The organism is Vibrio sp. SG41-7, from assembly GCF_014164465.1.
Taxonomy (GTDB): Bacteria; Pseudomonadota; Gammaproteobacteria; order Enterobacterales; family Vibrionaceae; genus Vibrio; species Vibrio splendidus.
In genome coordinates, this window is the sequence record NZ_JACJFF010000046.1 from 13,371 (window position 1) to 39,654 (window position 26,284).

25 protein-coding genes and 1 tRNA gene are annotated in these 26,284 nt (G+C 44.6%); 8 read left to right on the forward strand and 18 right to left on the reverse strand.

Annotation, left to right across the window (positions count from 1 at the left end):
• Positions 1–234 precede the first annotated feature (234 nt).
• Positions 235–738 (forward strand): GNAT family N-acetyltransferase, encoded by a 504-nt coding sequence (locus H5300_RS13620; RefSeq protein ID WP_182796180.1) that lies wholly within the window; start codon positions 235–237, stop codon positions 736–738.
• A gap of 113 nt (positions 739–851) precedes the next feature.
• Here H5300_RS13620 and H5300_RS13625 read toward each other — a convergent pair.
• Positions 852–928, reverse strand: a tRNA-Arg gene (locus H5300_RS13625).
• A 210-nt stretch (positions 929–1,138) separates the two neighbouring features.
• On the opposite strand from H5300_RS13625, the gene folD reads away from it, so the two are divergent.
• A complete protein-coding gene (folD, locus tag H5300_RS13630; protein WP_004734180.1) occupies positions 1,139–1,996 on the forward strand; it encodes a bifunctional methylenetetrahydrofolate dehydrogenase/methenyltetrahydrofolate cyclohydrolase FolD in 858 nt (285 codons plus the stop codon).
• 156 nt (positions 1,997–2,152) lie between these two features.
• Here folD and H5300_RS13635 read toward each other — a convergent pair whose 3' ends face one another.
• From H5300_RS13635 to H5300_RS13655, 5 genes are all read right to left on the reverse strand, one after another.
• Positions 2,153–3,967: a sodium:proton antiporter gene (locus H5300_RS13635; protein ID WP_182796181.1), complete on the reverse strand. Its 1,815-nt coding sequence runs from the start codon at positions 3,965–3,967 to the stop codon at positions 2,153–2,155.
• Positions 3,968–4,152: 185 nt separating this feature from the next.
• Positions 4,153–5,352 (reverse strand): NupC/NupG family nucleoside CNT transporter, encoded by a 1,200-nt coding sequence (locus H5300_RS13640; protein WP_182796182.1) that lies wholly within the window; start codon positions 5,350–5,352, stop codon positions 4,153–4,155.
• A 205-nt stretch (positions 5,353–5,557) separates the two neighbouring features.
• Positions 5,558–6,478: a LysR family transcriptional regulator gene (locus H5300_RS13645; RefSeq protein ID WP_004734177.1), complete on the reverse strand. Its 921-nt coding sequence runs from the start codon at positions 6,476–6,478 to the stop codon at positions 5,558–5,560.
• A 152-nt stretch (positions 6,479–6,630) separates the two neighbouring features.
• A complete protein-coding gene (locus H5300_RS13650) occupies positions 6,631–7,629 on the reverse strand; it encodes a lytic transglycosylase domain-containing protein (RefSeq protein WP_017079489.1) in 999 nt (332 codons plus the stop codon).
• 30 nt (positions 7,630–7,659) lie between these two features.
• Positions 7,660–7,950 carry a YcgL domain-containing protein gene (locus H5300_RS13655; RefSeq protein WP_017079488.1) on the reverse strand — a complete coding sequence of 97 codons (291 nt, stop codon included), beginning with the start codon at positions 7,948–7,950 and terminating at the stop codon, positions 7,660–7,662.
• Positions 7,951–8,171: 221 nt separating this feature from the next.
• Here H5300_RS13655 and minC point away from each other — a divergent pair, with 221 nt between their 5' ends.
• Genes minC through minE form a run of 3 tightly spaced genes read left to right on the forward strand, consistent with a single transcriptional unit; the run spans position 8,172 to position 9,938 of the window.
• Positions 8,172–8,834, forward strand: a complete 663-nt coding sequence (gene minC / locus H5300_RS13660) for a septum site-determining protein MinC (protein ID WP_017079487.1) — start codon at positions 8,172–8,174, stop codon at positions 8,832–8,834.
• Positions 8,835–8,855: 21 nt separating this feature from the next.
• Complete coding sequence (gene minD / locus H5300_RS13665; protein ID WP_182796183.1) at positions 8,856–9,668, forward strand: septum site-determining protein MinD; 813 nt, start codon at positions 8,856–8,858, stop codon at positions 9,666–9,668.
• Positions 9,669–9,674: 6 nt separating this feature from the next.
• On the forward strand, positions 9,675–9,938 hold the full coding sequence (gene minE / locus H5300_RS13670) for a cell division topological specificity factor MinE (protein WP_010436847.1): 264 nt from the start codon (positions 9,675–9,677) through the stop codon (positions 9,936–9,938).
• Between the two features lie 119 nt (positions 9,939–10,057).
• On the opposite strand, the gene rnd is transcribed toward minE, so the two are convergent.
• The 8 genes from rnd to H5300_RS13710 all read right to left on the reverse strand — a co-directional run bounded on the left by rnd (position 10,058) and on the right by H5300_RS13710 (position 18,140).
• Complete coding sequence (gene rnd / locus H5300_RS13675) at positions 10,058–11,176, reverse strand: ribonuclease D (RefSeq protein WP_032500282.1); 1,119 nt, start codon at positions 11,174–11,176, stop codon at positions 10,058–10,060.
• Positions 11,177–11,318: 142 nt separating this feature from the next.
• Entirely contained in the window at positions 11,319–13,013 is a 1,695-nt protein-coding gene (gene fadD / locus H5300_RS13680; protein WP_004734190.1) for a long-chain-fatty-acid--CoA ligase FadD, read from the reverse strand.
• 106 nt (positions 13,014–13,119) lie between these two features.
• Positions 13,120–14,046, reverse strand: coding sequence for an alpha/beta fold hydrolase (locus tag H5300_RS13685; RefSeq protein ID WP_108161957.1), 927 nt, complete (start codon positions 14,044–14,046; stop codon positions 13,120–13,122).
• Between the two features lie 47 nt (positions 14,047–14,093).
• Complete coding sequence (locus H5300_RS13690; protein WP_017079484.1) at positions 14,094–14,654, reverse strand: Slp family lipoprotein; 561 nt, start codon at positions 14,652–14,654, stop codon at positions 14,094–14,096.
• Between the two features lie 39 nt (positions 14,655–14,693).
• Positions 14,694–14,999, reverse strand: coding sequence for a hypothetical protein (locus H5300_RS13695; protein WP_017074520.1), 306 nt, complete (start codon positions 14,997–14,999; stop codon positions 14,694–14,696).
• Positions 15,000–15,090: 91 nt separating this feature from the next.
• The gene (tsaB, locus tag H5300_RS13700; protein WP_004734194.1) at positions 15,091–15,792 is read right to left on the reverse strand and encodes a tRNA (adenosine(37)-N6)-threonylcarbamoyltransferase complex dimerization subunit type 1 TsaB; all 702 of its coding nucleotides are present in this window, start codon (positions 15,790–15,792) and stop codon (positions 15,091–15,093) included.
• Positions 15,793–15,851: 59 nt separating this feature from the next.
• Positions 15,852–17,780 carry an ATP-dependent DNA helicase gene (locus H5300_RS13705; protein ID WP_108156375.1) on the reverse strand — a complete coding sequence of 643 codons (1,929 nt, stop codon included), beginning with the start codon at positions 17,778–17,780 and terminating at the stop codon, positions 15,852–15,854.
• A 159-nt stretch (positions 17,781–17,939) separates the two neighbouring features.
• Positions 17,940–18,140, reverse strand: coding sequence for a hypothetical protein (locus H5300_RS13710; RefSeq protein ID WP_017079481.1), 201 nt, complete (start codon positions 18,138–18,140; stop codon positions 17,940–17,942).
• Positions 18,141–18,422: 282 nt separating this feature from the next.
• Between H5300_RS13710 and purU the strand changes: the two genes are divergently transcribed.
• The gene (gene purU, locus H5300_RS13715) at positions 18,423–19,256 is read left to right on the forward strand and encodes a formyltetrahydrofolate deformylase (RefSeq protein ID WP_182796184.1); all 834 of its coding nucleotides are present in this window, start codon (positions 18,423–18,425) and stop codon (positions 19,254–19,256) included.
• 263 nt (positions 19,257–19,519) lie between these two features.
• Here purU and H5300_RS13720 read toward each other — a convergent pair whose 3' ends face one another.
• Positions 19,520–20,116 (reverse strand): VOC family protein, encoded by a 597-nt coding sequence (locus tag H5300_RS13720; protein WP_017088028.1) that lies wholly within the window; start codon positions 20,114–20,116, stop codon positions 19,520–19,522.
• Positions 20,117–20,466: 350 nt separating this feature from the next.
• Here H5300_RS13720 and argS point away from each other — a divergent pair, with 350 nt between their 5' ends.
• Both argS and H5300_RS13730 read left to right on the forward strand, forming a co-directional pair.
• Positions 20,467–22,200 (forward strand): arginine--tRNA ligase, encoded by a 1,734-nt coding sequence (gene argS / locus H5300_RS13725; RefSeq protein WP_102349851.1) that lies wholly within the window; start codon positions 20,467–20,469, stop codon positions 22,198–22,200.
• Between the two features lie 269 nt (positions 22,201–22,469).
• The gene (locus tag H5300_RS13730) at positions 22,470–22,898 is read left to right on the forward strand and encodes an HIT domain-containing protein (RefSeq protein WP_017088030.1); all 429 of its coding nucleotides are present in this window, start codon (positions 22,470–22,472) and stop codon (positions 22,896–22,898) included.
• A 137-nt stretch (positions 22,899–23,035) separates the two neighbouring features.
• Here the strand turns inward: H5300_RS13730 and H5300_RS13735 are convergent, their stop codons facing one another.
• From H5300_RS13735 to H5300_RS13745, 3 genes are read right to left on the reverse strand one after another with little or no spacing between them, the layout of a single operon-like run.
• Entirely contained in the window at positions 23,036–23,266 is a 231-nt protein-coding gene (locus tag H5300_RS13735; protein WP_004734201.1) for a FeoC-like transcriptional regulator, read from the reverse strand.
• Complete coding sequence (gene feoB / locus H5300_RS13740) at positions 23,263–25,536, reverse strand: Fe(2+) transporter permease subunit FeoB (RefSeq protein ID WP_181359967.1); 2,274 nt, start codon at positions 25,534–25,536, stop codon at positions 23,263–23,265. The genes H5300_RS13735 and feoB overlap by 4 nt, the downstream gene beginning before the upstream one ends.
• A complete protein-coding gene (locus tag H5300_RS13745; protein ID WP_004734203.1) occupies positions 25,537–25,758 on the reverse strand; it encodes a FeoA family protein in 222 nt (73 codons plus the stop codon). It abuts the gene before it with no gap.
• Between the last annotated feature and the right edge of the window lie 526 nt (positions 25,759–26,284).

Sequence of the window (26,284 nt, forward strand, 5' to 3'; positions counted from 1 at the left end):
TTACTTGTCTATTCTTCGTGAATTCATAGTGGCTTTATTACTAAATGATGTAAACCCCAAAAAACGAACAATTTTAACTTTCTATTACATAAGCCGAATGAAATGAATAACGAGGAAAAATGAGTAGCGCTTTAAAGTGGTGATTTTGAATAGTTTCATGGCCAGTTAACAAAGGTTAATGAACTCGGTTTGAATACTCTCTATGTTGTAGCCCAAATAATAAGGAGAAAAGTGATGATCGAGTGGAGAGTTAAAAAATTTGCGGAGCTGTCTGTTCAAGAGCTCTATGATTTCTTACAGCAAAGAGTTGATATTTTTATCGTGGATATGAACACACCCTATAGTGATCTAGACGGCAAAGATAATCATCCAGAGACCTATCACATCATGGGTTATGAGAACGGACACCTAGTGGCTTACAGCCGAATTATGGCTCAGAAGCTTGGATACCCCGTAGATGTTCTCCCTTTGCTCGATTCTGATGCAGATGATGTATGTATCGGGCGAGTGATCGTAGCGAAAGAATGCCGAGGTAAACAGATAGGTAACCAGCTGATGCAAGTGAGTTTTGATACCACTCGGAAGGTTTACCCTGATTGCTCAATTTTTATTTCGGCACAAGCTCACCTTAAAGACTATTATGGTAAGTTCGGTTTCGACGTAGTGACCGATCGTTACTTGGAAGATGGATGCAGTATGCTAGGCCTTAGATATACCCCACAGCTCGTTGCCGTTTAGCAAAAACTGAAAGACAAGGGCATCTAAAGACACAACATGGTATTGAAATATTAAGTCGTTCTGAAATGCAAAAAACCCGACAACTCAGGGAGTTATCGGGTTTCTTTAAATAGTGGTACGCCCTGAAGGATTCGAACCTTCGACCACCTCCTTAGAAGGGAGGTGCTCTATCCAGCTGAGCTAAGGGCGCGCTACAGGAAAGGATTATACGAATTCGAATCAGTAAAGCAACGGCTTTATCTAACATTCTGATCCAAGTGAGTAAAAAAAGGGCAATAAGATTATAAGTGTTGGAAAATAGAACAAAGCAAACGTTTGCTTGATGGTAATCAAAAAGATTTTCTGGAATAATGCGCCAAAACATCAGCCACTAACTTGAATATCAATACTAAGGAAATTCATGACTGCTCAAAATATTGATGGAAAGCTAATTTCTCAAACGGTTCGCTCTGAAGTAGCGGCACGTGTAAAAGCTCGTACTCAAGCGGGATTACGTGCCCCGGGCCTAGCGGTTGTTTTAGTGGGTGAAGACCCGGCATCTCAGGTTTACGTTGGCAGTAAACGCAAAGCGTGTGAAGAAGTTGGTTTCGTCTCGAAATCTTTTGATTTACCAGCAACTGCCACCGAACATGAATTGCTAACGCTAGTCGATCAACTCAACGAAGACCCAGAGATTGATGGCATTCTAGTTCAACTGCCTTTGCCAGCTGGTATCGATACTACTCACGTTCTTGAGCGTATCACACCTGAAAAAGACGTTGATGGCTTCCACCCATACAACGTAGGCCGTTTGGCTCAGCGTATGCCTAAGCTACGCTCTTGTACGCCTAAAGGCATCATCACGCTGCTTGACCGTTACAACATCGATTTACGCGGCAAGCACGCGGTTGTTGTTGGTGCATCAAACATTGTTGGTCGCCCAATGACTCTAGAACTGCTTCTAGCAGGTTGTACGACAACAACATGTCACCGCTTCACCAAAGACCTTGAAGGTCACGTACGTCAAGCAGACGTTGTTGTGGTTGCCGTTGGTAAGCCTAACTTCATTCCTGGTGCTTGGATTAAGAAAGGTGCTGTTGTGGTCGATGTTGGTATCAACCGTTTGGAATCTGGCAAGCTCGTTGGCGACGTTGAATACGATGTGGCTAAAGAGAGCGCAAGCTTCATCACACCAGTTCCGGGTGGAGTTGGTCCAATGACAGTGGCAAGCCTAATCGAAAATACTATGATCGCTTGTGAGCAATTTCACTCGAAATAGCCCGTAAACGACAGTCTCGGTAGCAATACCGCTGACATGAATTGATTGTTACTAAAATAGAATTAAAAAGCCGTAGCGTGAAAACGTTGCGGCTTTTTTGATACTGAGCTATTCGTTTTTGATACAAAGCGACTCGCTTTAAATACAGAGCACTCGCTACTTATCTGGAGTATCGATACCTTCAATTTCTTCCGAAGGCGGCAATAAACTAATAACCTGACACTCCGTTGATATGAGTTTTTCCAAATCAGAACCTTGCGTCACTAAACGGAAATCACCGCCAGTAATCACACCCAATGGAATCGCTTTAGGATACAGCGCGTTAAACTCATTAAGGTCAAATGCTTCGGTCAAACCCGTGCTCTTAATTTGGCTGCCTTGAGCCATCAAGGAGTTAAGTTTGGAATAGGTAACCCCTTCTGAAAACAGGTTTCTATTGCCATCACGGCTCACCTGATGCCTTTCATGTTTATTTTCTGAGGATTCAAGTTCAAACACCTTATTTTCACCAAACTCATCTTGATAATGCATGCTGACTAATGGATTGGTTTGACGATAAGGCGAGACGATCATCGCGCGCCCTATCCCGTCCAATTCCAGATTATTTTCTGCGTGGCTTGAGGCTGGGTTACCAAAATAGACATTCAGGTTATCCATACGCGCCAAACGAATGCTTTCCCAGTTGGTATCGGCAAGCACACTGTTGATATTGTGTGTTGCCAGCACCTTAGCAAACTGTCTTGCAAAATGAGTCGCACCAAAGAAGATAACCCCTTGCGCTTTCTCTTGAGTCACCCCCAACCTTTTCGCCCACCAACTTGCGGTTAGGCTCTGAATCACAACCGTGCCGATGATGACCAAGAACACCATTGGCACCAGTAGATCAGCCCCTTCAATCAATTGCTTCTCTTGAAGCTTGATAGCAAACAAAGAAGAAACCGCAGCAGCAACGATCCCGCGAGGTGCCATCCAGCTCAAAAACCATTTATCTGCTGAGGTAAGATCCGTGCCGATCCCGCTGATCCACACACTCAGAGGACGAGCCACCAGCATGACGACCGCTAATAGGCCAATACCGCCCCAACCTATCGAGAGAAAAGTCCCTGAATCAAGCCTGCTCGCTAACAGAATAAACAACGCGGAAATGAGTAACACGGTTAGGGTCTCTTTGAACTCAATAATGTCTTCGAGATCCAAGCCTTTCACGTTGGCGAGCCAGATACCCATGATGGTCACGGTTAATAGGCCAGACTCTTCACTCAGGTCATTGGAAAAAGAGAACGCCGCCAACATCAACGTTAGAACAGCCACGTTACGTAAATAGTGCGGAACCCAATGCCCTTTCAGCATCTTGGCAATCAAATAGCCACCGATGATCCCCAAGCCTAAACCGATGGCTAGAGTCAGCCCCAAGGCCGACAGTACATGGCTTGTTGGATCGGCCGAAGAGACAATGTATTCGTAAACGAGAACGGCAAACAGAGCGCCAATGGGATCAATCACTATCCCTTCCCAGCGCAAGATGCTGCCTAACGAAGATTTGGGCTGAATGCTGCGCAGCATGGGAACAATCACGGTTGGCCCCGTCACCACCACTAAGGCAGCAAACAATGCGGCTAATGGCCAACTGAAGTCCACAAAGTAATAAGCACCAACGACAATGCACGCCCATGTAATCAACATGCCGAAACTCACGAGGTGCGTCACCATGCGACCATGACCTCTTATTTCCTTGAAATTGAGGGTCAATGCACCTTCAAACAAAATGATGGCGACACCTAATGAAATCAGCGGAAATAGCACGTCACCAAAAATGGCATCGGGATTAAGGATGTTAAGACCGGGACCTAAAAGTAGGCCGACAATAAGAAGAGGAAGAATAGCAGGAAGACGTAAACGCCAGCCTAACAATTGACACGTTAAGGACAGCAGTCCAATTAACGCCAAGGATGAAGTAATCGACAAATCCATTTGTGCCCCTAAAAAATTTGTACCACACCTTGTGATACAAACCTATTTGCTGAAACAAGAAAGCTTATGTAATTAAACTATAGGCTCTCTTTTTCATGCTAACCGAATATTAGTGTGATTAATCAGTCACTTTACTATAGGGGAAATAAAGTGACTGACTCATCCACTCTGTACTTATCATCTAGCTAAAGAGAAAGCACCACGCCAGCAATCGCTGCGCTCATTAAGTTGGCAAGCACACCCGCACAAATTGCTTTAAAGCCGTATTGTGAGATGAAAGAACGACGCTCTGGAACCAAGCTGCCCAAACCGCCAATCAGAATTGCCATCGTAGAGATGTTTGCAAAACCGCATAGCGCGAAAATAACGATCGCTTTTGAGTGCTCACTCAGTGCGTCTTTTACGTCCATTAACTGGATGAAAGCCACAAACTCGTTCACAACGATCTTGTTACCGATCAGCGAGCCTGCAACCACAGCCTCAGACCACGGCACACCGATCAGCCATGCAACGGGTGCGAACACATAACCTAGGATAAGTTCGAAGCTTAGGTTTACGCCAAACCAGCCACCAACAATACCTAACAAGCCATTCAGCATGGCAATCACACTGATAAAGGCCAGAAGTGTCGCACCCACTGCAACGGCAATACGAAGTCCAGACATAGCCCCATCTGCCATTGCCTCAACGACGTTTGTTGCTCGTGGAATTTCAACGTCAGACTCAATATTTTCTTGAGCCTCATCTGCGCTGCCAGGTACCAAAATCTTGGCCATCAATAGACCAGCAGGTGCCGACATAAACGCTGCAGCGATCAGGTAGTTCAAATCAACACCAAGCGATGCATAACCCACTAGCGTACCACCAGCAACAGAAGCCAAACCACACACCATCACGGCAAACAGCTGTGAATCCGTCATGTGCTTCAAGTAAGGTTTAACCACCAATGGCGCTTCGATCATGCCAACAAAAATATTCGCAGTTGCAGACAGTGATTCCGCACGACCTGTACCTAAGAACTTTTGCAAAGCCCCACCGATTAGGTTGATCACCTTTGGCATAAAGCCGATGTGATACAAACCTGAAATCAATGCAGAGAAAAAGATAATGATGCCGAGAACGTTAATAGCGAATACAAATCCGTTATTCGTTAGGCCACCAAATAGGAAGTTAATCCCCTCTTGACCGTAGTTGATCAAACTAGACACTGCACCAGTAGCTGCATTCAGCACTTCTTTACCCATTGGCACATACAGAACCAGTAGGGCGAATGAGATTTGCAGTAAGAAAGCCAAAGAGACGGTTCTTAGCGGGATATTTTTTCTGTCCGTAGATAGTAACCAAGCGGTTACTAAAATAGTGATAATTCCAAGTAGGGAAGCCATGTGCGTCAACCTAAAAGTTGTAGGTAGGAAAGGCGACGCATTCTATAGAGGAAATCGTTTGCGGCAAGTTGAGGTTGTTAATGTGATGTTGGTTGAATCACTCTTTAATAGCCCCTTCCACTAAGTTATTGAATTTTAATAATTAACTTTGATTAAAAAACAAACTTTTTCCATATGGAAATTATATTTATAGATTGGGAAACAGTTAGCGGTGCAGTTCAACGCAGGTTTTGAGGTTTTTGTCCCAATAAGTCGGCGATCCGATATGATCTTTGATGAACTCAATCACTGCTGAAAGCTTCTTCGGCATGTTCTTTCGGCTCGGATACACGGCATAAAATGGCATCAGCTGACTTGCTCGCCATTCCGGTAAAACTTGGATGAGCTTGCCCGTTCTAAACTCTTCTTTGACTAAGTAAGTCGCTAGGTAAGCAACGCCCCAACCTGATACTGCCGCGTCTCGTACCGCTTCAGCCAAATCCACCGAATAATCGCCCGCCACTTTAACACTGAGATTTTCTTGGCCGTTATCAAATGCCCATGAAGTGTAATCACGTTCACGGCTGCGGTAGATGAGGCAGTTATGGTCAATTAGATCAGATGGCACGTGTGGAGTCCCTGCCTTAATCAGATAATCCGGTGATGCGGCTACCACAAACTGGCTGTCGGCTAGGCGCTGCGCAATGTAACCTTCAGGTAAGTCTTCATTGTTAGTGATCCAGAGATCCAAACGCTCCTCAATCATGTCCACTTTGTAATCGAACAAATGCACTTCAATTCTCAGCTGAGGGTAAAGCTGTCTAAGCTGGTCAATCGCTGGAATGATATGCAGTGTGCCAAATGACTGAGACAAGCCTATACGGAATATTCCAGAAATGTCGTCACGCTGGCTATCCATGTCCATTTGAGCCGCTTTCACCGTATTGAATAGCTGCTCACAATGCTGATAGAACACTTCTCCAGCTTCGGTTAACGTAAGGCTGCGTGTGGTTCTTTGTACTAACTTGATACCTATCGAATCCTCGAGCAAAGCAATTTGTTTACTGATGTGAGATACCGACACATTCAAGCTTTTTGCTGCACTGGTAAAGCCTTCATGCTTGATTAACGCATGGAATATCACCATCTGTGCGGCTCTATCTGTTAGCACAAAACCACCTTCTTAAACCTCTGAAATATAAAATAAAAAGGACTCCGAAGAGTCCTTTAATCTGTTCTGCCTATAGTAGGCTAAATGCTATTCAAAGCGACCTAGTTCTATTAATCAAATTAGGTCGATTAATCAAACTTAATTCTATCGGCTAGGTGGCTAACAGCCAAAGCAAAGTAGTAAGAACGATTCCACTTCATTAACACATTGTAGTTGTTGTAAATGAGGTACGAACGACCCGTTTCATCGTCCGGCATTATCAACCAAGCTTTGATGTCTTCATCAAGTGTAGGCAGTGGGCGATCGTCATAACGCTTAATACCGAGTTCAGACCACTCTTTTAGGTATTTCGCTTTGTCTTCGTCTCGACCTTGCATCTCAATAGACACGGTTGATGGAACGTGAACCTGACGCCCCCAAGTATATTTGTCATCCCAACCCGATTGGCTGAGATAATTAGCCGCCGAAGCAAACACGTCTTCTTCAGTACCCCAAATATCTTTCTTGCCATCACCACTGCCATCAGCGGCGTAAGCTAAGAATGAGCTTGGCATAAACTGAGGTTGCCCCATCGCGCCAGCCCAAGAGCCTTTCATCTCTTTGGGTGCAATATGGCCTTGATCCAGAATCTTCAATGCCGCCATCGCTTCGCTACGGAAGAACGCTTCTCTGCGACCTTCATAAGCCATGGTTGTTAGAGCATCAATAACACTGTAATTCCCCGTGAACTTACCAAAATTACTCTCTACACCCCACAGAGCGACAATGAATCTTGGTTGAACACCATATTCATCACCAATACGCTTTAACGCTGTGTAGTGTTTCTTATAGAGTGATCTCGCCTGCTTCACTTTCCAGTCAGGAACCGCACGTGGAATGTATTCATCCAGAGTCAGTTTCTTTTCAGGTTGGTTTTTGTCAGCTTTTACCGCTCTTGGCTTAAACGTCACACCATCAAAAGCTTCATCAATGATCGCTTCAGAAATACCTTCTTCACGACCTTGTTGCTTTAGTTTTTCTACATATTGCTCAAAGCTAAGCTCTTCAGCTTGAACTGAGCCAATGGTCAGGCTATTACCCAATAGTAATGCCGACACAGCCAATATGGTTTTCGAAAATTTACTCAACGATCACTCCTCCTTGAATTGAGGTGGCTATCACTCTTCGTCTTGACCTTTATTTTGAGCTTTACGCTCTTTATGAAGCTCAAGTTCGTTAACTGGTGGTGGCGGAACCTGCAAAAAGAAACCATCGGTGTTCAGTGATTCTCTCACTTTATCGATGTTCACTTGAGCCAGTTTACGACCGTCCATTTTAATTACCATTACAAAACTAGGTTTACCAAACATTTGCATCAATGCGTCAGGAACTTGTGAAAAATCATCCTTCTTAGGGATATAAAGGTATGTTCCTTCTTTCTTTGAACTTTTATATATAGAACACAGCATGACAAACCTTTTTTAAATGTTTATGACTACAAAACTCTCACTTGCGAGATCAATAGTTTATGTTAGGGAAATATTGGGAACAAAACGTTCATTTGACAACAAGATTACTTGCTGTGCTTGGTTTGGGAATATAACATGATAAACCTAGTTTCAGGCAATGCCCTTTATTTTATTGATAAAGAAATTGTACCAATCCGCTATTGAGGCCCTGTAGTTTTTCGATGTCTAGTAACCCAGATCTAAAAGGTAGCAGTTTCACGCTATCTGTTTTGCACTTATCCGATGATCAAGTCGAAAATGCAGTGTCTTTTCTTCAAGAGAAGGTAGACCAGGCACCCACTTTTTTCGCAGCTGCGCCGGTTGTTATCAACATTAGCAAAGTCGCGGGCGATATAGATTTCGTGCAACTGAAAAGTGGTATATCTCAAGCGGGCATGATCCCGGTTGGTGTGGCTGGCTGTTCAGATAAACGCATGCAAAACTTAGCCAGAGATGCAGGTTTTGCCGTGATGACAGCAAGTAAATCTCCTTCTCAAGCTCCGGCGAAGATGGCCCCGATAAAGGTGGTGAGAACCCCGATACGTTCTGGTCAGCAAGTGTATGCCAAAGACGGTGATTTGCTGATTCTTAGCCACGTAAGCGCGGGCGCAGAAGTGATTGCCGATGGCAGCATCCATATTCATGGCACGCTACGCGGTCGTGCAATTGCAGGTGCAAGTGGTCAAACTGAAGCAAAAATAATTTGTAATGATTTACAAGCCGAGCTGGTTTCCATTGCAGGAAATTACTGGCTCAGCGATCAAATTGAAAGCGAGTACTGGCAGAAGAAAACCATGTTCAGTATGGCAAACGATGTATTACACGTTGATGTCCTCGCAATATAAGAGAAATAAAAGGAAAACAGAATGGCACGCATTATCGTTGTAACGTCGGGTAAAGGCGGGGTAGGCAAAACGACCTCCAGTGCAGCTATTGCCTCGGGTCTGGCTTTAAAAGGGAAGAAAACCGCAGTCATCGACTTTGATATTGGTCTGCGTAACCTAGATTTAATCATGGGTTGTGAGCGTCGTGTTGTGTACGACTTCGTTAATGTTATCAATGGTGAAGCGACGCTGAACCAAGCGATGATCAAAGACAAGCGTACAGAGAACCTGTTCATTCTTCCTGCTTCTCAAACTCGTGATAAAGACGCACTAACAAAAGATGGCGTTCGTCGTGTGTTTAATGAATTGGATGAAATGGGCTTTGATTTCATCATCTGTGATTCTCCTGCGGGTATCGAACAAGGCGCTCTGATGGCGTTGTACTTCGCTGATGAAGCGATTGTAACCACGAACCCAGAAGTCTCTTCAGTACGCGATTCAGACCGTATTCTAGGTATTCTTGACTCTAAATCTCGTCGTTCAGAAGACGGCTTAGAGCCAGTGAAAACACACCTTCTACTGACTCGCTACAATCCAGCACGCGTAACTCAAGGTGAGATGCTCAGTGTGGAAGATGTTGAAGAAATCCTGCACATCTCTCTACTGGGCGTGATTCCAGAGAGCCAGGCAGTACTGAACGCATCGAACAAGGGTGTGCCAGTTATCTTTGACGAAGCAACCGACGCAGGTATGGCTTACAATGATACTGTAGAGCGACTACTGGGTAGCCAAGTGGACTTCCGTTTCTTAACGGAACAGAAGAAAGGCATCTTCAAAAGACTGTTCGGGGGCTAATACGCAATGTCATTATTAGAGTTTTTTAGACCACAGAAAAAGACAACCGCAAACCTAGCCAAAGAGCGTTTGCAGATCATTGTTGCTGAGCGACGCAGCCATGACGACCCTGCACCATCATACTTACCGCAACTGAAAGAAGACATCTTGAAGTGTATTGCGAAGTATGTGGAAGTCGATCCATCAATGGTTGATCTGACGTTCGAACACAAAGATGACGACATCTCCGTATTAGAGCTGAACGTTAAGCTTCCAGAAGAAGATCGATAACTAAAGCCTGAGCTGTGCTTATCAATATTCAATAAAAAAGAGAGCCTAGGCTCTCTTTTTTGTGTCTGAAACTTTTATCTCTAAAGCATTCGTTGCTCACTGCAGATATAGATATACAGTTACTTGATTGCTTTGTTTAACTTCTCGCCAACCACGTCTAAGCGCCAACCTTGCATTACATCAGGCAGCTTCTCTGGGTTACGATCGTACTTCCAAATCCAGCTTAACACTTGGTTAAGTTGCTTCTTCGATGCCAAAAATTCCGTCGCTAAGCCACTGTGCTGTGATGCTGTTTTCACTTCGTCTTTCAACACTTTGAAGAGTTGCTTGTAACCTGGGTAGTCCATTAGACGTTCTACTGGCGCTGGGTACTCTTCTTCTGGCGTATGCTCAGCCAATTTCACGATTGAGCTGATCTTCGCACCATGGCGACGTACAGAGCGGTAATCAAAACCTTCCTGCTCCATATGCTTAGGATCTTTCATCGCGAAACGAGCTACGGCCCATAAGTCTTGTTCTTTAAAGACAAAGTTCAGCGCTAAATCACGCTTAATCGCTTCTTTTAAACGCCAAGTTGCTAGCGGTCTTAAAATAGCTAGCTGTTGAGGTTTTAGCTGCCACGCGCCTTTAATATCAAGGTAAGCGTTGTCTGGGTTTGCTTTACGGATGCGCTTAGCTACTTGTAAATCAGACTCTTGCTGCGCCGCTTCCCACCAGCCCGCTTCCATCACTTTTTCTAGAAGCTTGTTGTACATTGGCATCAAGTAGTGAACGTCTGCTGCTGCGTAGTCGAGTTGCTTTTGAGAAAGAGGACGCGCTAGCCAGTCGGTGCGAGATTCACTCTTATCTAGGTCAACGCCTACAAACTCTGAAACGAGAGCTGCAAAGCCAGTTGAAAGACCATGACCTAAGAAGGCTGCCATGATCTGCGTATCAACCATTGGCGTTGGCGTACAACCAAATGCGTTCTGGAAAACTTCCAGATCTTCGCCACACGCATGTAACACTTTCAGTACTGACGTGTCTTTCAATAGCCCAACAAACGGTGTCATTTCATCAAGAGCAATAGGATCAATCAGTGACAGCGTTTCACCATCAAATAACTGAATTAAGCCTAATTGAGGGTAATAGGTTCTTGTACGAACGAACTCTGTATCAAGCATAACAACATCGGCTTCACGTGCTTGTTGGCAAACTCGCTCAAGGTCTTTCACTTGGGTAATGATTTGATAATCCACAAAAACTCTCACTGATTTTACTTTGATCGCCGGATACAAAAATGCCGACATTAACTGTCGGCATTCTAACACCATTTTTCAGCGCTCGCTTAGATTAAGCGCCTGAATGGTTTCGGGGGCAAATTTATCGCAAACCCGAGCATTACTCGCTTGCGCGTTTGGCAAGCTCTGCGTCGTTTTCTTCACGAAGCACTCGGCGCAAGATTTTACCTACATTGGTTTTTGGTAGTTCTTCACGGAACTCAATCAATTTAGGGATCTTGTAGCCTGTTAGGTGTTCACGGCAGTGCGCGATAATGTCTTCTTTGGTTAGGCTAGGGTCACGTTTCACAACGTAAATCTTAACTAACTCACCTGACACTTCATGAGGTTGACCGATAGCCGCAACTTCTAACACTTTGCCATGCAGAGCCACAACATCTTCAATCTCGTTCGGGTAAACGTTGAAGCCAGACACAAGAATCATGTCTTTCTTACGGTCTACGATGTACAGCAAGCCTTCGTCATCAAACTTAACGATGTCACCTGTCGATAACCAACCGTCTTGATCGATCACTTCTTTGGTCGCTTCTGGACGCTGCCAGTAACCTTGCATCACTTGAGGACCACGGACCTGCAATTCACCCACTTGGTCATTGCCAACCACTTTACCTTCATCATCAACAATACGAACTTCTGTTGATGGTACTGGTAGGCCGATTGCACCCGTGTAGTCTTTAAGATCGTATGGGTTACCTGTGACCAAAGGAGCACATTCGGTTAAACCATAGCCTTCAAGTAGGTGGACACCTGTCGCTTTCTTCCATTGCTCAGCAACAGCGCGTTGAACCGCCATACCGCCGCCAACAGATAAACGCATGTTGCTGAAGTCCAATTCGTGGAAATCTTCGTTATTCACTAACGCATTGAACAAGGTGTTTACGCCAGTAATCGCGGTAAACGGAACCTTTTGCAGCTCTTTAATAAAGCCAGGAATGTCACGAGGGTTAGTAATCAGAAGGTTACGGCCACCCATCTCAACAAACAATAAGCAGTTCACGGTAAGAGCAAATACATGGTAAAGCGGCAATGCCGTTACCACCAATTCACGGCCTTCTTGCAGAACAGGGCTATATGCCCCTTTCGCTTGCAGTACGTTTGCAATCATATTGCGGTGCGTTAGGATTGCGCCCTTCGCTACGCCCGTTGTACCACCGGTGTACTGTAGGAATGCGATGTCATCGCCCGCCATAAATGGCTTCACGTACTGTAGGCGACGGCCTTTGTGCAGTGCTTTTCGAAATGAGATAGCACCCGGCAGGTCGTACTTCGGCACCATGCCTTTTACGTATTTCACTACGAAGTCGACAATCGTACCTTTCGCTCGTGGCAGCATTTGCCCCAAGCTGGTTAGCACAACGTGTTTAACCGGAGTTTTATCAACGACTTTTTCTAGCGTGCTCGCAAAGTTAGAAACGATAACAATCGCCTTTGCGCCAGAGTCATTCAATTGATGTTCAAGTTCACGAGGCGTGTACAGTGGGTTGACGTTCACTGCAATCATACCTGCACGCAGTACACCAAAGAGTGCAATTGGGTATTGCAGCAGGTTTGGCATCATCAGCGCGACACGATCGCCTTTCTTCAGTTTTAGATCATTCTGCAGGTAAGCAGCAAAAGCACGACTGCGCTCTTCAAGCTTACGGAATGTCATGATAGACCCCATGTTCTCGAATGCTGGTTGGTCTGCGTACTTCTGTACCGACTGTTCGAACATTTCAATAAGAGATGGGTACTGATCTGGGTTGATCGTCTCTGGTACGTCACTTGGATAACGTGAAAGCCAAGGTTTGTCCACTATGTTACTCCTCGTTTATCAGCTGACGACTGCTTCGCCGCTTTTTATCATTACGGTATTACAGCACAGCTTTAGTGCATGAGCACTAAAAGGCTCAAACACTTGTTTAAATTTTGTTAACTACACCAAGAATTAGCTCTGAAACTAGCTCCGGGCTCTCTAAATGGCAATGATGTCCGCCAGGAACAGTCTCTATATTCAGAGAACTATGGGCTGATTTGTAGCGATTATGCTGCAAATGTCGGAATCCATCATTCCCTAAAACTATTAATTGAGGGCATTCAATAGCCGCCATGATCGCTTCAGCATGCGCTTGTGACATTCGATATAACGAGTCACATTTTAGGTTAGGGTCGCATCGCCATTGCCAAGAGTTATCGAACTCGGCAATACCTTGATCTACAGTCGCTTGATCAAAAGCAGCTTGAGTAACAACAGTCCGATCAACATTACTTAGCTCAACGATTCCTCGTTCAACAATAGGAGCAATGAGTTCTGCTTTGATTTGATTGGCGTGAGCTCTCAGCTTAATAGCATCCTCAAGACTTGCCAGAGGACGTGAAGGCTTTCTTCGCTGTCGAAGACGACTGAGTACCCCATCCCTCAAACGAGAGACTGTTTCGTGGGGAGCTTCTGAAAGAGGTCCGTGACCTTCAATTTGGATTAATCCTGACACCTTTTCAGGAAAGGCGGCACTATAGCAACTTGCGATCAATGCACCAAGTGAATGTCCTACCAGTACCAGTCTGTTTGGCGATAATTTAGTCACCAACTGATGCAAATCATCAATATAGTCGTGAAATGGGTAATAACTCCCCGGTTTATGCGACGAGAAACCGTGTCCGAAGAGATCAATAGCAACGAGGTGAGTATCTGGAGAAAGCTTGGCTATTTGCGGCATAACCTGAGTGAAACTTGCAGAATTATCTAGCCAACCATGAATAAAAACGACCGTCGTTGCGGTCGTTTTCGGGTTGCCAATCTGTTGTGTTGCAAGCGTCCCGCTCGCAAGGGAATATGACTTTTCAATCATTGATTGTATGGTGTCCCTATCGTTTAGTGTGTCGATTTCAGGTTCGACTATTCCACATCTTGAATCACACGGCCTGACTTAGGCATGGTTTGAAAACTGCGACAATGCAAACTGCGGCAAGAGTAATAGGTTGGCGCAAAGTCGTTGATGACCACTCGCTCGGTGATCTGCCATAAACGTTGGTTGTAGACATTCATTACTGGGAAGGTATAAGGGTAATCACCAACGGTGCCATCTTCAGTACCACTTGATGTTCCAACCAAGGTGACTAAACGGCCTTCAGCAAAGCTCAAAGGTTCTACGTAACCATCAATGTAACCAACAAAACGCCCTTTTGGCTCGGCATCAATATCTGGCTTACCGTTGCTTGAGATAGGCAAGTTAACCACTTCAACACGAGTCTTATCTTGTAAGTTAGTGACTTTAGCAATCACACCACCTAAACGAACATCACCAGCGTCTGGCACTGTGTTTACCCACTCTTGGTAGTCAGTTACCACCTGTTCAGAGTTTGCATTAAGTTCTTCTGGTAGAGATGAGCAACCCATCACCATCGAAGAGAAGGCGACAAGGAAAAATAAGCGAGATTTAGAAATGAGAGAAAACATAATGCTGGTCCTTAGAAAAGGATAAATGAAAGCACAAAGCTAGATATAAATATCGACCCCAATAAGCTTCGCAAGTTCCTCTTTTTTAGCTTGATTCATCACGTCCATATACTCTTCCATCGCACGTCGTCCACGCCCTTCTGGAAGATCATATTGAACCTGAGCTTTGTGAATCTCAGATTCTTTGACTTGGCGAATCGAATGCGAGACAGCATTCGCGACCTTAGTTGGCTGACCAACTGAGGTTTTTGCATCGCCTTTTTTTACCTCGTTCTTTTTATTGGTTCGATTGGTTTTGGATGTATTGCCTATCGAAGAAGGAGGTAAGCCGTTTATTGAAACCATGCTTAAGGAATTTTGAACCTAATGTTAATAATTTTGTATCTGTTTTAATTTTGGCTCTGCAAAGTGAATGCAGAGCCAAAGTAATACGTATTTACTCGCGACCTGGCAGTTTCTTCCATGTCACTTTGTCACGTAGGTAAACTGGCTCAGATTCTTCAGCTGCAACCGCTTTGCCTTCTGCATAAGCAAATTGAGCAAGGAACGCCATATCTTGAGCTTCTGGGAACAGAACCTCACACGCTTTAGTGTTGATCGCTAGTGTATCCATGTGCTCTGCATACGCTTCCCAACCGGTGCCGACTTTTGCCCATGTCTCAGAATCCGCTTCAAGCTGCGCAGCTAATTCGCTTGGAGGCGTGACACATTCCGCATCAACCGCAGTCCAACGACCATCGTCTTCACGGCTGTAACGAGCCCAATATACTTCACTCATGCGAGCATCAATCGCTGTAGCTACGTGAGTTTCACCAAATTTACGGTAGCTGCCTTGCGCCATCGCGGCCAGTGTAGACACACCGATCATCGGTAAATCAGCACCAAAAGCCAAGCCTTGAGCAATACCGATACCAATACGCACACCCGTGAAACTGCCTGGGCCTTGGCCAAACGCGATTGCGTCGATATCGGTTAAAGCGACATTCGCTTCTTTCAGTACTTCATCAACCATAGGTAGAATTTTTTTCGTATGGTCTCGAGGAGCCTCTTCGCTACGTGCGAACACCTGGTCACCCATTACTAGTGCAACTGAACAGTTTTCAGTTGCGGTATCTACTGCAAGAATTTTCGCGCTCATTCGTGTCTCAAATATTCGTTATCTAATCTAAAAATAATGGCTAAGCTCAACAATGCCAATTACTCAGCAGCGGTTGAATGGTCTTTAGCTAAGAATTCTTTAATGATCCCTAAGTCACGGGTACGTGGGATAGGCGGTAAACTCGCCAAAAATACACCACCGTAATCGCGGGTCACCAAGCGGTTATCGCAAATAATCAAAGCGCCATTATCACGTTTATCACGTATTAATCGGCCAACACCTTGTTTCAAGGTAATCACTGCGTCTGGTAACTGTACTTGTGCAAAAGGATCACCCCCTTTTAACTTACAGTCCTCGATTCGAGCCTTAAGTAACGGGTCGTCTGGGGCGGTAAAGGGCAATTTATCGATGATAACACAGCTTAATGCGTCGCCCCTAACATCTATACCTTCCCAGAAGGCGCCAGTGGCCACCAGCAATGCGTTACCTAATTCCATGAATTCGGCTAAGGTTTTTTGCTTACTTGTCTCACCTTGTAGCAGAACTGGAACCGAGAGCGTTTCACGGAATCGTTCCCCCAACTCTTTCATCATGCTGTGTGAGGTGCACAAGAAGAAACAGCGACCTTGGTTTTGCTCAATCACAGGGGTCAACATTCTTACTAGCTTATCCGCTAAGCCCGGGCTATTTGGTTCGGGAAGATAGCGAGGTACACACAAACGCGCCTGATTTGGATAGTCAAACGGGCTTGGCAGTGAAAACTGTGCTGACGGTTTTAACCCGAGTCGAGAGGTGAAATGGTCGAAATCATCCGACACCGCTAGCGTTGCTGAAGTAAACACCCAAGCACCCGGTTTAAGCTCGATTTGTTCGTGGAATTTATCGGCAACCGAAAGAGGCGTGATGTGCAAAGCAAAGTGTCGTGGCGTGGTGTCATACCAATAAGAATAACCGGTAATCGACACATCACATACACGTTCGATACGCGACTTAATCATAGTTGCGCGCTCGAAAGCCGTGTCTAACAACTGGCTTCGACCCAATGCTAATTTCAATACATCGACAGCCAGTTGCAACGCATCTTGTAAACGAACCAACTCTCTCGCGATCGACTCTGACTTCAACGCTTCACGCCAGTTACCGCGAAATCCTGTGTCGCCGAGCACAATACGTAGATCGGCTGACGATTGAATCAGCCTCTCACCAACTTTTTGCAACTGACGCATGTCTTTGGCTTCAGTGCGGTAAGCAATTTCAATGTCTTTAGCTAGTTCTTGGATTTGTCGGCTTGATACTGATTGTCCGAAATACTGGCTGGCGATATCTGGAAGTTGATGCGCTTCATCGAAGATAAACACATCAGCCTCTGGAATAAGCTCACCAAATCCGGTTTCTTTAATCGCTAAATCAGCTAAGAACAAGTGGTGGTTTACTACGACAACATCGGAATCCATCGCTTTTTTACGCGCTTTCAGCACAAAACAATCAGTGTAGCTTGGGCATTCTTTACCTAAGCAGTTGTCGTTGGTTGAGGTAATGGTTGGAATAACTGGGCTATCTTCAGCAATGTCATCGCAATCGCCTAAGTCACCAGTTTGAGTTGCTGAAGACCAGCTGCGTACTTTCACCAACTGAGCTAACAATGTTGGATCGGTATGAGTGCCATGACTTTCGATCATCTGGCGGCTTAAGCGGTCTAAACACAAATAGTTTGAACGGCCTTTCAGCAGAGCAACCTGACCATAAAAACCAAGCGCATCGACCATTAATGGTAAATCACGATGAAACAACTGCTCTTGAAGGTTTTTAGACCCCGTACTGATAATAGTTTTCTTACCACTCAGCAGTGCCGGTACTAGGTAAGCAAACGTCTTACCAGTACCCGTCCCTGCCTCAACAACCAATTGGCTTTGTTGCTCAATGGCTTGTGAGACCGCTTCAGCCATGTCCAACTGAGCTTGTCGTGGTTGAAACCCAGGGATCGCTTTACCCAGAGCACCATCAGCAGAAAACGTTTTAGATATCATAGAGTACGTGGTTTAAAAAATAGAAAGCGAATTATGGCAGGTTTAGTGAGCCGGTGCGAATCAGAAATGACTGCGCACCGGAGGTGTCTATCGAATAGAACATGGCAGGCTAAGTCCTTCTTACCAACCTAGCCCAAAACAAATGAAAGGGTTGTTTAACTACTTACGATTCAAATAACGAGACAACCAAGGCGCACCAGTAAAGTCGGTATCACTTGATTGCATGGCTTTAGCAGCATCAGTCGGAGAGGCCTTGCTTTCCCACATTTCATCAAGAACGTTGCCGTCCACCTGAACATCACCCACTAATGAATTTACACGCTTACAATATAACTTTTTCGCTAGTAACTCTTTATCCATAAATGATCACCTATGCATGGCTGAAATGTTGGCTCGCTCTAGTGGAACTTGACCGAGAATATCGGTTAAAACCGTCAGAAATCTAACCTCTACCTGAATTTATTAAGCCTCTCAATTTATTAATCCCCTAAATGAACGGTAGATTTTGTTGAAACCAAATTGATAATAGATTAATTATAACGGTGATATTGCGGCTCAGTTCACCGTTCGACGGCCTGCATTAAATTTGAAGAATCCCGATTGCATATAAAAAAGTGCAACATTCATGGAAGTAAGATGCAAATGGAAAGAAAAACTTTATTAACACATTGTACTGACGCCCCAGGCCTCATCTCAAAGATCACCAACATTTGTTACAAGCACCAACTCAATATTATTCACAACAATGAGTTCGTTGATAACACTAGTGGTCACTTCTTTATGCGTACCGAGCTAGAGGGTTACTTCAATGACGAAACCTTGCTTGCCGATTTAGACCAAGCGCTGCCAGAAAAGACAAAACGTAAGCTTGTTGATTCATCTCGTAAGCGTGTCGTGATACTCGTGACTAAAGAAGCGCATTGCCTTGGCGATATTCTGATGAAGAACTTCGATGGCAGTTTGGATGTCGAAATCGCGGCGGTGGTTGGCAACTACGATACCCTACAAAGCTTAACCGAGCGTTTTGATATTCCTTACCATCATGTTTCTCACGAAAGATTAAACCGTGAAGAACATGAGAAGAAGATGCTTGAAGTGATTGACCAGTATGAAGCGGACTATCTGGTTCTTGCCAAATACATGCGAGTGCTGACTCCAGGCTTTGTTGAGAAGTACAACCACAAAATCATCAACATTCACCACAGCTTCTTGCCAGCATTCATTGGTGCTAAACCATACCAGCAAGCTTATGAGCGCGGCGTTAAAATCATTGGTGCAACGGCGCACTTCGTGACAAACGATCTCGATGAAGGCCCAATCATCAAGCAAGACGTGATCCCAGTGGATCACAACTTTAGCGCGAAAGACATGGCTCAAGCGGGTCGTGACGTCGAGAAGAACGTATTGAGTAAGGCTCTAAACAAAGTGATCAACGATCATGTGTTTGTTTACGGCAACAAGACTGTAATTCTGTAGGTCGGATATCGATTTCCGGTAAGACTTCCAGTTAGAACCCAATAAAAAACGCGCAACAGGGTTAACCCATTGCGCGTTTTTTGTATCTGGTTATTAGACTAGCTTTTAGAGGTTCCCGATTACGCTCCTTCGTCGCTATCGGGAATGACGAATTCAGCCATGAATCTTCTAACTTTAGACTCTGGCCAATACCATCAAACACCCCGTCATTCCGACGAGCCTAGGCGAGATCAGGAATCTATCCCAGCTATTCTCTGCTCAAATTAAGCCTGTTCTGACTCAACAATCTTCTTCAAAGAGTGTGGATGCAACTTAATACAAATGCCTTGATGTTTAAAAGCCACCGTTGGGTTATTCAAACGTTCACCCTCACCTTTCGGGCTAGAGAGTTTTATCTTAACGCCTTGCTCTGCCAAAGTTTCAAACTTAGCAGCGAACTGCGGGTAAGTTTCTTTAAGATCCGCTAGATACTCATCAGCCGTTTGCGCGTGAGAAGGAATCACAAACTCGACATGTTCCCAATCTTGGCTTGGATAAATTTTACCTTCTGCTGGATATGGCAACTCTAAGCACTCAATCTTCCAACCAAGGCTTTGCAATGGCTCATCGAAAGCCAACACCACAATTGGACGGCCATTGATCATCGCTTCTGAAATTGTAGAGCCATATTCAGACCAAGCCAGATGTGCTGATTTCGCAAGCTCAGTTTCATTAATTCTTAATGCAATATGATCCGCTTGAGCAAAGCTTAAATCTAAACCCAGTGCATTTCCTAGGTTCTCAATTTTCGCCATAAACGTATCAAGGCGCGCAATCATTTGTTGTGGTTCTAGTTCGGCTTGCTTCAGGCTCATCGTCATTGTCTTTGTTCTCCAAATAATGGCTGCATGGTATCAGTTTTACTTTCAGCAACAAGCGTTGCTTTTACAAAAAAACGTTCAAAAAGTACGGTGTCTTACTTTCCTAAATAGACAAACCTGGCTTGGTCAAAGTCGATTGTCAAAAACCCCTCAGGAAATGTTAATTTTCTATCAATTCGACCTATAAGAAACCCCACAAAATTGGTATGATTAACGCCATTTTTGTGAACTTAAACAGAGTCTGTTGTTCATTTCGGCATTAAATCGTTAACTCGAAGCATAATTAACCAAATTTAATACCCACGAAATAACGGCCACTCTTATTCATCCTTGAATTGAAGGAAACGCGTGTGAATATCCAAGCACTGATTAATGACAAAGTATCTCAGGCTCTAGAAGCCGCTGGCGCACCTGCAGGCTCTCCTGCGGCTGTTCGCCAATCTGCAAAACCACAATTTGGTGACTACCAAGCAAACGGCGTTATGGGTGTTGCTAAACGACTAGGCACTAACCCACGAGAATTTGCTCAAAAAGTATTGGACGTTCTAAACCTAGACGGTATCGCTTCTAAAGTTGAAATCGCAGGTCCAGGTTTCCTAAACATCTTCCTAGATGAAGCATTCCTAGCACAACAAGCAGATGCAGCACTGGCTGACTCTCGCCTTGGTGTTGCAAAAGCTCAGTGTCAAACAATCGTTGCCGATTACTCTGCACCAAACGTGGCAAAAGAGATGGCAGTTCACCATATTCGCTCAACCGTTATTGGTGACGCTGTTGCTCGTACTCTAGAGTTCTTAGGCCATAACGTTATTCGCGCAAACCACATTGGCGACTGGGGTACTCAGTTCGGTATGCTTATCGCAAACCTTGAGCGTGTACAGCAGGAGTCGGGCGAAGTATCGATGGAACTGTCTGATCTTGAAGCATTCTACCGTGATTCTAAGAAGCTTTATGACAACGATGAAACATTCGCAGAAAAAGCACGTAACTACGTAGTGAAACTACAAAGCGGCGACGAGTTCTGTGCAGAGATGTGGAAGAAGCTTGTTGACGTAACAATGATTCAAAACCAACGCAACTACGATCGTCTAAACGTATCACTAACGCGTGATGACGTAATGGGCGAAAGCATGTACAACCACATGCTTTCAAACATCGTTTCTGATCTACAAGCACAAGGCCTAGCAAAAGAGTCTGACGGCGCACAAGTTGTATTCCTAGACGAATACAAAAACAAAGATGGCGACCCGATGGGCGTTATCGTGCAAAAACGTGACGGTGGCTTCCTATACACCACCACCGATATTGCATGTGCTAAATACCGTTTTGAAGAACTGGGCGCAGATCGTGTACTTTACTTCATTGACTCTCGTCAGCACCAACATCTAATGCAAGCTTGGACTATCGTTCGTAAAGCAGGTTACATCCCAGAATCTGTTTCTCTTGAGCACCACGCGTTCGGCATGATGCTAGGTAAAGATGGAAAGCCATTTAAGACTCGTACTGGTGGTTCTGTTAAGCTAAAGGACCTTCTTGATGAAGCAGAAGTGCGTGCAGCACAACTGATCGAATCTAAGAACCCTGAGCTAGCAGAAGACGAGAAGAAAGTGATCGCTAACACGGTTGCTATGGCAGCGGTTAAGTACGCAGACCTTTCTAAGCACCGTACTACTGACTACGTGTTCGATTGGGACAACATGCTTGCGTTCGAAGGTAACACAGCACCGTACATGCAGTACGCATACACTCGTGTCGCTTCAATCTTTGCTAAAGCAGGCATTTCTATGGACTCTCTTGAAGGTGAAATCAAAATCACTGAAGAGAAAGAGAAAGCCCTTATCGCGAAACTTCTACAATTTGAAGAAGCGGTACAGTCTGTTGCTCGTGAAGGTCAACCGCACATCATGTGTAGCTACCTGTTCGAACTTGCTGGTCAATTCTCTAGCTTCTACGAAGCGTGCCCTATCCTTGTGGCTGAAGATGAAACAGTTAAACAGAGCCGCCTGAAGCTTGCTGCACTGACAGCTAAGACTATCAAGCAAGGTCTGTCGCTTCTAGGTATCGAAACTCTAGAGCGCATGTAATTCCCTTCGGGTTACAATGAATAAATACAAAGGTTGATGTGAGAGCATCAACCTTTTGTTTTATCTAACGTATACTGATACCAATCGTAGTAAATAACTAATCATCCTAGCTGGTTAAAACGCTCGATAACTGCGTTAGAATTTTTGATTGTAGAGTAACTACTTATCAAAAGAATCTGCCTTGTTCTCAAACCTTTTTCCTGCGCTATTTCTGATCATTTACTTACTGTGATTGGTATGACTTCAAGAAATCGAAATGGATAATAATAATGAGCTTTGAACTTCACCCACAGTTAGCAAAAGACACCACGCTTATCGGCGAATTTCCACTAAGCTTGGCACTGCTAAGCAAAGACAGCGCAGTGCCTTGGGTTATCTTGGTACCAAAACGAGCCAACCTAAAAGAGTTGCACCATCTGCCAATGAAAGAACAACAGCAGTTCTTGCTTGAGTCTCAAGCGGTAAGCCAAGCATTAGAAGCGACATTCCAACCAGACAAGTTAAACCTAGGCGCGCTGGGTAACATGGTGCCACAACTACACATTCACCATATTGCACGTTTCAAAGACGACATCGCGTGGCCAGGTCCAGTATGGGGCAACACCAAAGGCGAACAGCGCAGTGAAGAACAACAAGCCGCAATCCATACTCGCATTCAAAACGTTTTATCGCTGAGCTCTATCTTTAAGAAAGCGTAATTCGAGTTCATCTCATTACGCATTAAAGCAAGGCTGTTCAGAATAGACACATGACAAAAAGCCGCTCATCTAAAATAGGTGAGCGGCTTTTTTATTGTCTAATCTCGCCGTTTTCAACAAGAGTATGAAGCTCTGAACTACATCATCACATTCAGTGACAGACCATCTTGTTTGCTGATGGTGTAACGAATACGTGTTGTATGTCCATGCTTGTTGGTATCGACCAAGCGGGAAACTTTCCCTTTCTTGACCCAAACACTCAGCATCGCATCGACACCGTCTTCGCTCATACCAAACTTAGACGCAAGTTCACTACGAGCTGCAACGCCCTCGTTGTCAATGTATTGATGAAGTTCAGTTAAAATCATACTACTTGCACCTCTAGCGCTTTTTGCTTACTGCCAATTTTCTTGAAGACGCGATACGTCACCACAAAGCCACCAGCAATTGCCACCATCCACACAGCACTACTTACTGGGTGTACAGCGAAGTTTGCTGCTTGGTAGTAGAAGGTTGCACCGAAGTAACCAAGAGCCATTGTCCATACCGCAATGAAGCGGGCAAACGTCTGACCAAACTCACGAACATAAGCGCCCATCGCAGCAACACAAGGTGTGTAAAGCAGGATAAGAATCAAGTAAGCAAACGCAGCGTGGCCTGATACAAACTTGTCTTTCAAGTTACCAAAGATCGAAGTATCAACCTCTTGTTCCGCAGCCACAGAGCTTGAGTCAGACAAGTCGCCCACTTCAATGCCTAATGGATCTGAATAGCTCAAACCAGCTAGGTTTTCAGGGATGGTCATGACGGCTTCTTGCAAGCTTGCTGCTAAATCGAATTCAGCCGCTTCTTCATCTGATGGCGTGGTGTACAAGCTGTTTAATGTACCAACAACGGCTTCTTTCGCAAAAATACCCGTAATAATACCAACCGTTGCAGGCCAGTTCTCTTCAGTAATACCAATAGGTTGGAACACTGGAGTCACAACTTGAGCCGCTTTAGATAGCACTGAGCTTTCGCTGTCTTCGTTACCAAAACTGCCGTCCATACCTAATGAGTTCAGGAAGCTAAGAATAGCCACAACCATTACGATGGTTTTACCTGCGCCAAGCACGAAACGCTTCAGCTTCTGCCAAGTTTTCAGCATCACGTTTTGCACGGTCGGCAACTCGTAATCCGGCATTTCCATAACCAAGCTATCACTGCTACCCGGATAGATAGTATTTTTAAGGAATAAGCCCGTAAATACAGAAGCAACAATACCCATGATGTACAGAGCGAATACGACATTTTGTCCAGCACCAGGGAAAAACGCAGCTGCGAATAGTGCGTATACTGGCAAACGAGCACCACATGACATAAACGGAGCCATTGATGCTGCCAGTTTACGTTCACGCTCTTGGTCAAGAGTACGGGTTGCCATGATTGAAGGTACGTTACAACCAAAACCAAGTACTAACGGAACAAACGCTTTGCCCGGTAAACCAATCTTCTGCATCACTTTATCAAGTACAAATGCTGCACGAGCCATGTAACCCGAGCTTTCTAATACCGCTAAGAACAAGTAAAGCGCGGCAATAACCGGAATAAAGGTCGCAACCGTTTGAATACCACCGCCGATGCCATCGGCAAGAATGGTGACTAGCCAAACCGGTAAATGGCCATCTAATAAGTGGTGTCCACCATCAACTAATATTGCGCCAACACCAATATCAAAGAAGTCGATAAACGCACTACCGATATTGATAGAGAACATGAACATTAGGTACATGATGACGAAGAAGAAAGGAATACCGACCCATTTATTCAAAATGAATTGGTCTGCTTTCTCAGTAAAGTTACGGCTTAGTTTCCCTTCACTACGACGAACACGTTTACAAAGGTCATGTAAGAAAGTGTATTTAGCGTCAGCAACAGCAAGGTCAATATCGAAATCGGCACCTAGGCGCACACTGTCGATTTGAGTACGAGTTTGAGGAGCCAATCCGTTCAATACTAAGTAATCATTTTCTAAAGCACGAATAGCCAGAGCTCGGTGAGATACGTCAGCATCATCAAATTGTGACTCAACAGAAGGGATAAGAGCTTCTAACGCGGCATCGTAATCAATAGAGATAGGATCAAGACTCACACCTTGAACAAGGAGTTTATGCAGACGCTCTTTAAAACGTGCAACTTGGCCTTTGTCGTTTGCAGACAAGCTTAAAACTGGACAGCCAAGCTCTTTCTCTAGCGCTTTAAGGTTAATCACCTGACGCTCACGCTTTAATACATCCATCTTGTTCAATACAACGATCATTGGGCGACCCAACTCTCGTAATTGTAATGTCATGTATAAGCTTCGTTCTAAGCAGCTTGCATCTACAACATTGATGATGACATCTGCAGGATGAGTTAACACAGCACGAGACGCGATAGATTCATCGATACTGTTTGCATCATTACCACTGTCTAGTGCGTAGATACCCGGTAAATCCGTTAGCTGAAACTGATCACCAGCATGCGAATACAAACCCGTCTTCTTTTCTACGGTCACGCCAACCCAGTTACCAACGTGCTGCTTAGCACCAGTTAAGGCGTTAAATAATGTTGTTTTACCACTATTTGGGTTACCAACGGTAAGAACTTGATAATCCATTTAGATAACCTCGATTTGTTCTGCAATGCTTTCACGAATGGCGATAGAAACACCTCTCACCTCCACTTGAAGTGGATCACCCATCGGCGCACGACGGATTAGCGTCACCTCAGTTTTTGGCAACATGCCCATAACCATAAGTTTTTTTCTAACGTCTGGTGTTAAGCCTGTTAGTGCAACAATAGAAGCCGCTTTTCCTTGCTCGAGTTGTGAGAGTTTCATAAATGCCCAATTCGTGACTGATAATGAGAAAGATTGTTATTACCGCCATGATACACATACATGACCACAATTCTATTGTGTGAAATCAATGTTTTCGAAAATACATACTCGTAAATTTCGTTAAAAACGTTTACGTCAAAAACGTTACTTTCAACAAACAACGAGAACTACCTCACTAGTACCAACCAAGAAAAACCAACACAAATCATTAATTATCAATAACTTAAAATAATGTCGGTTTTCTCATGGCCATCTGTCGTTAATTTTATAAGTAAAATAAGTGGGCAGACGTATAGTTACTCCAACGAAGAGAAACTACTTCTCTTTAATTTTATTCCAGAGGTGATGTGGCTTGCCATATCACTCCGGCAGCAAGCGAAGGTGTCCTTGGCACCCGTGGTATAGTCCCCCCGGCTATACCACGATATTTTTTTTCTTCCTTTTGTTTTATCCCAACAGCCTTTTAAACTCCCCACTGCTCTCTATCTCTATCTCTATCTCTATCTCTATCTCTATCTCTATCTCT

What these genes read in the sequence shown, in the direction of transcription:
- H5300_RS13620 (WP_182796180.1), top strand. Translation starts at nt 235, where the DNA reads ATGATCGAGTGGAGAGTTAAAAAATTTGCGGAGCTGTCTGTTCAAGAG.
- H5300_RS13720 (WP_017088028.1), bottom strand. Translation starts at nt 20,116, where the DNA reads ATGACGATGAGCCTGAAGCAAGCCGAACTAGAACCACAACAAATGATT.
- minE (WP_010436847.1), top strand. Translation starts at nt 9,675, where the DNA reads ATGTCATTATTAGAGTTTTTTAGACCACAGAAAAAGACAACCGCAAAC.
- purU (WP_182796184.1), top strand. Translation starts at nt 18,423, where the DNA reads ATGGAAAGAAAAACTTTATTAACACATTGTACTGACGCCCCAGGCCTC.
- folD (WP_004734180.1), top strand. Translation starts at nt 1,139, where the DNA reads ATGACTGCTCAAAATATTGATGGAAAGCTAATTTCTCAAACGGTTCGC.
- feoB (WP_181359967.1), bottom strand. Translation starts at nt 25,536, where the DNA reads ATGGATTATCAAGTTCTTACCGTTGGTAACCCAAATAGTGGTAAAACA.
- H5300_RS13685 (WP_108161957.1), bottom strand. Translation starts at nt 14,046, where the DNA reads ATGATTGAAAAGTCATATTCCCTTGCGAGCGGGACGCTTGCAACACAA.
- H5300_RS13730 (WP_017088030.1), top strand. Translation starts at nt 22,470, where the DNA reads ATGAGCTTTGAACTTCACCCACAGTTAGCAAAAGACACCACGCTTATC.
- H5300_RS13645 (WP_004734177.1), bottom strand. Translation starts at nt 6,478, where the DNA reads ATGGTGATATTCCATGCGTTAATCAAGCATGAAGGCTTTACCAGTGCA.
- minC (WP_017079487.1), top strand. Translation starts at nt 8,172, where the DNA reads ATGTCTAGTAACCCAGATCTAAAAGGTAGCAGTTTCACGCTATCTGTT.
- H5300_RS13745 (WP_004734203.1), bottom strand. Translation starts at nt 25,758, where the DNA reads ATGAAACTCTCACAACTCGAGCAAGGAAAAGCGGCTTCTATTGTTGCA.
- minD (WP_182796183.1), top strand. Translation starts at nt 8,856, where the DNA reads ATGGCACGCATTATCGTTGTAACGTCGGGTAAAGGCGGGGTAGGCAAA.
- H5300_RS13640 (WP_182796182.1), bottom strand. Translation starts at nt 5,352, where the DNA reads ATGGCTTCCCTACTTGGAATTATCACTATTTTAGTAACCGCTTGGTTA.
- H5300_RS13710 (WP_017079481.1), bottom strand. Translation starts at nt 18,140, where the DNA reads ATGGATAAAGAGTTACTAGCGAAAAAGTTATATTGTAAGCGTGTAAAT.
- H5300_RS13635 (WP_182796181.1), bottom strand. Translation starts at nt 3,967, where the DNA reads ATGGATTTGTCGATTACTTCATCCTTGGCGTTAATTGGACTGCTGTCC.
- H5300_RS13705 (WP_108156375.1), bottom strand. Translation starts at nt 17,780, where the DNA reads ATGATATCTAAAACGTTTTCTGCTGATGGTGCTCTGGGTAAAGCGATC.
- H5300_RS13695 (WP_017074520.1), bottom strand. Translation starts at nt 14,999, where the DNA reads ATGGTTTCAATAAACGGCTTACCTCCTTCTTCGATAGGCAATACATCC.
- tsaB (WP_004734194.1), bottom strand. Translation starts at nt 15,792, where the DNA reads ATGAGCGCGAAAATTCTTGCAGTAGATACCGCAACTGAAAACTGTTCA.
- H5300_RS13655 (WP_017079488.1), bottom strand. Translation starts at nt 7,950, where the DNA reads ATGCTGTGTTCTATATATAAAAGTTCAAAGAAAGAAGGAACATACCTT.
- H5300_RS13690 (WP_017079484.1), bottom strand. Translation starts at nt 14,654, where the DNA reads ATGTTTTCTCTCATTTCTAAATCTCGCTTATTTTTCCTTGTCGCCTTC.
- H5300_RS13735 (WP_004734201.1), bottom strand. Translation starts at nt 23,266, where the DNA reads ATGATTTTAACTGAACTTCATCAATACATTGACAACGAGGGCGTTGCA.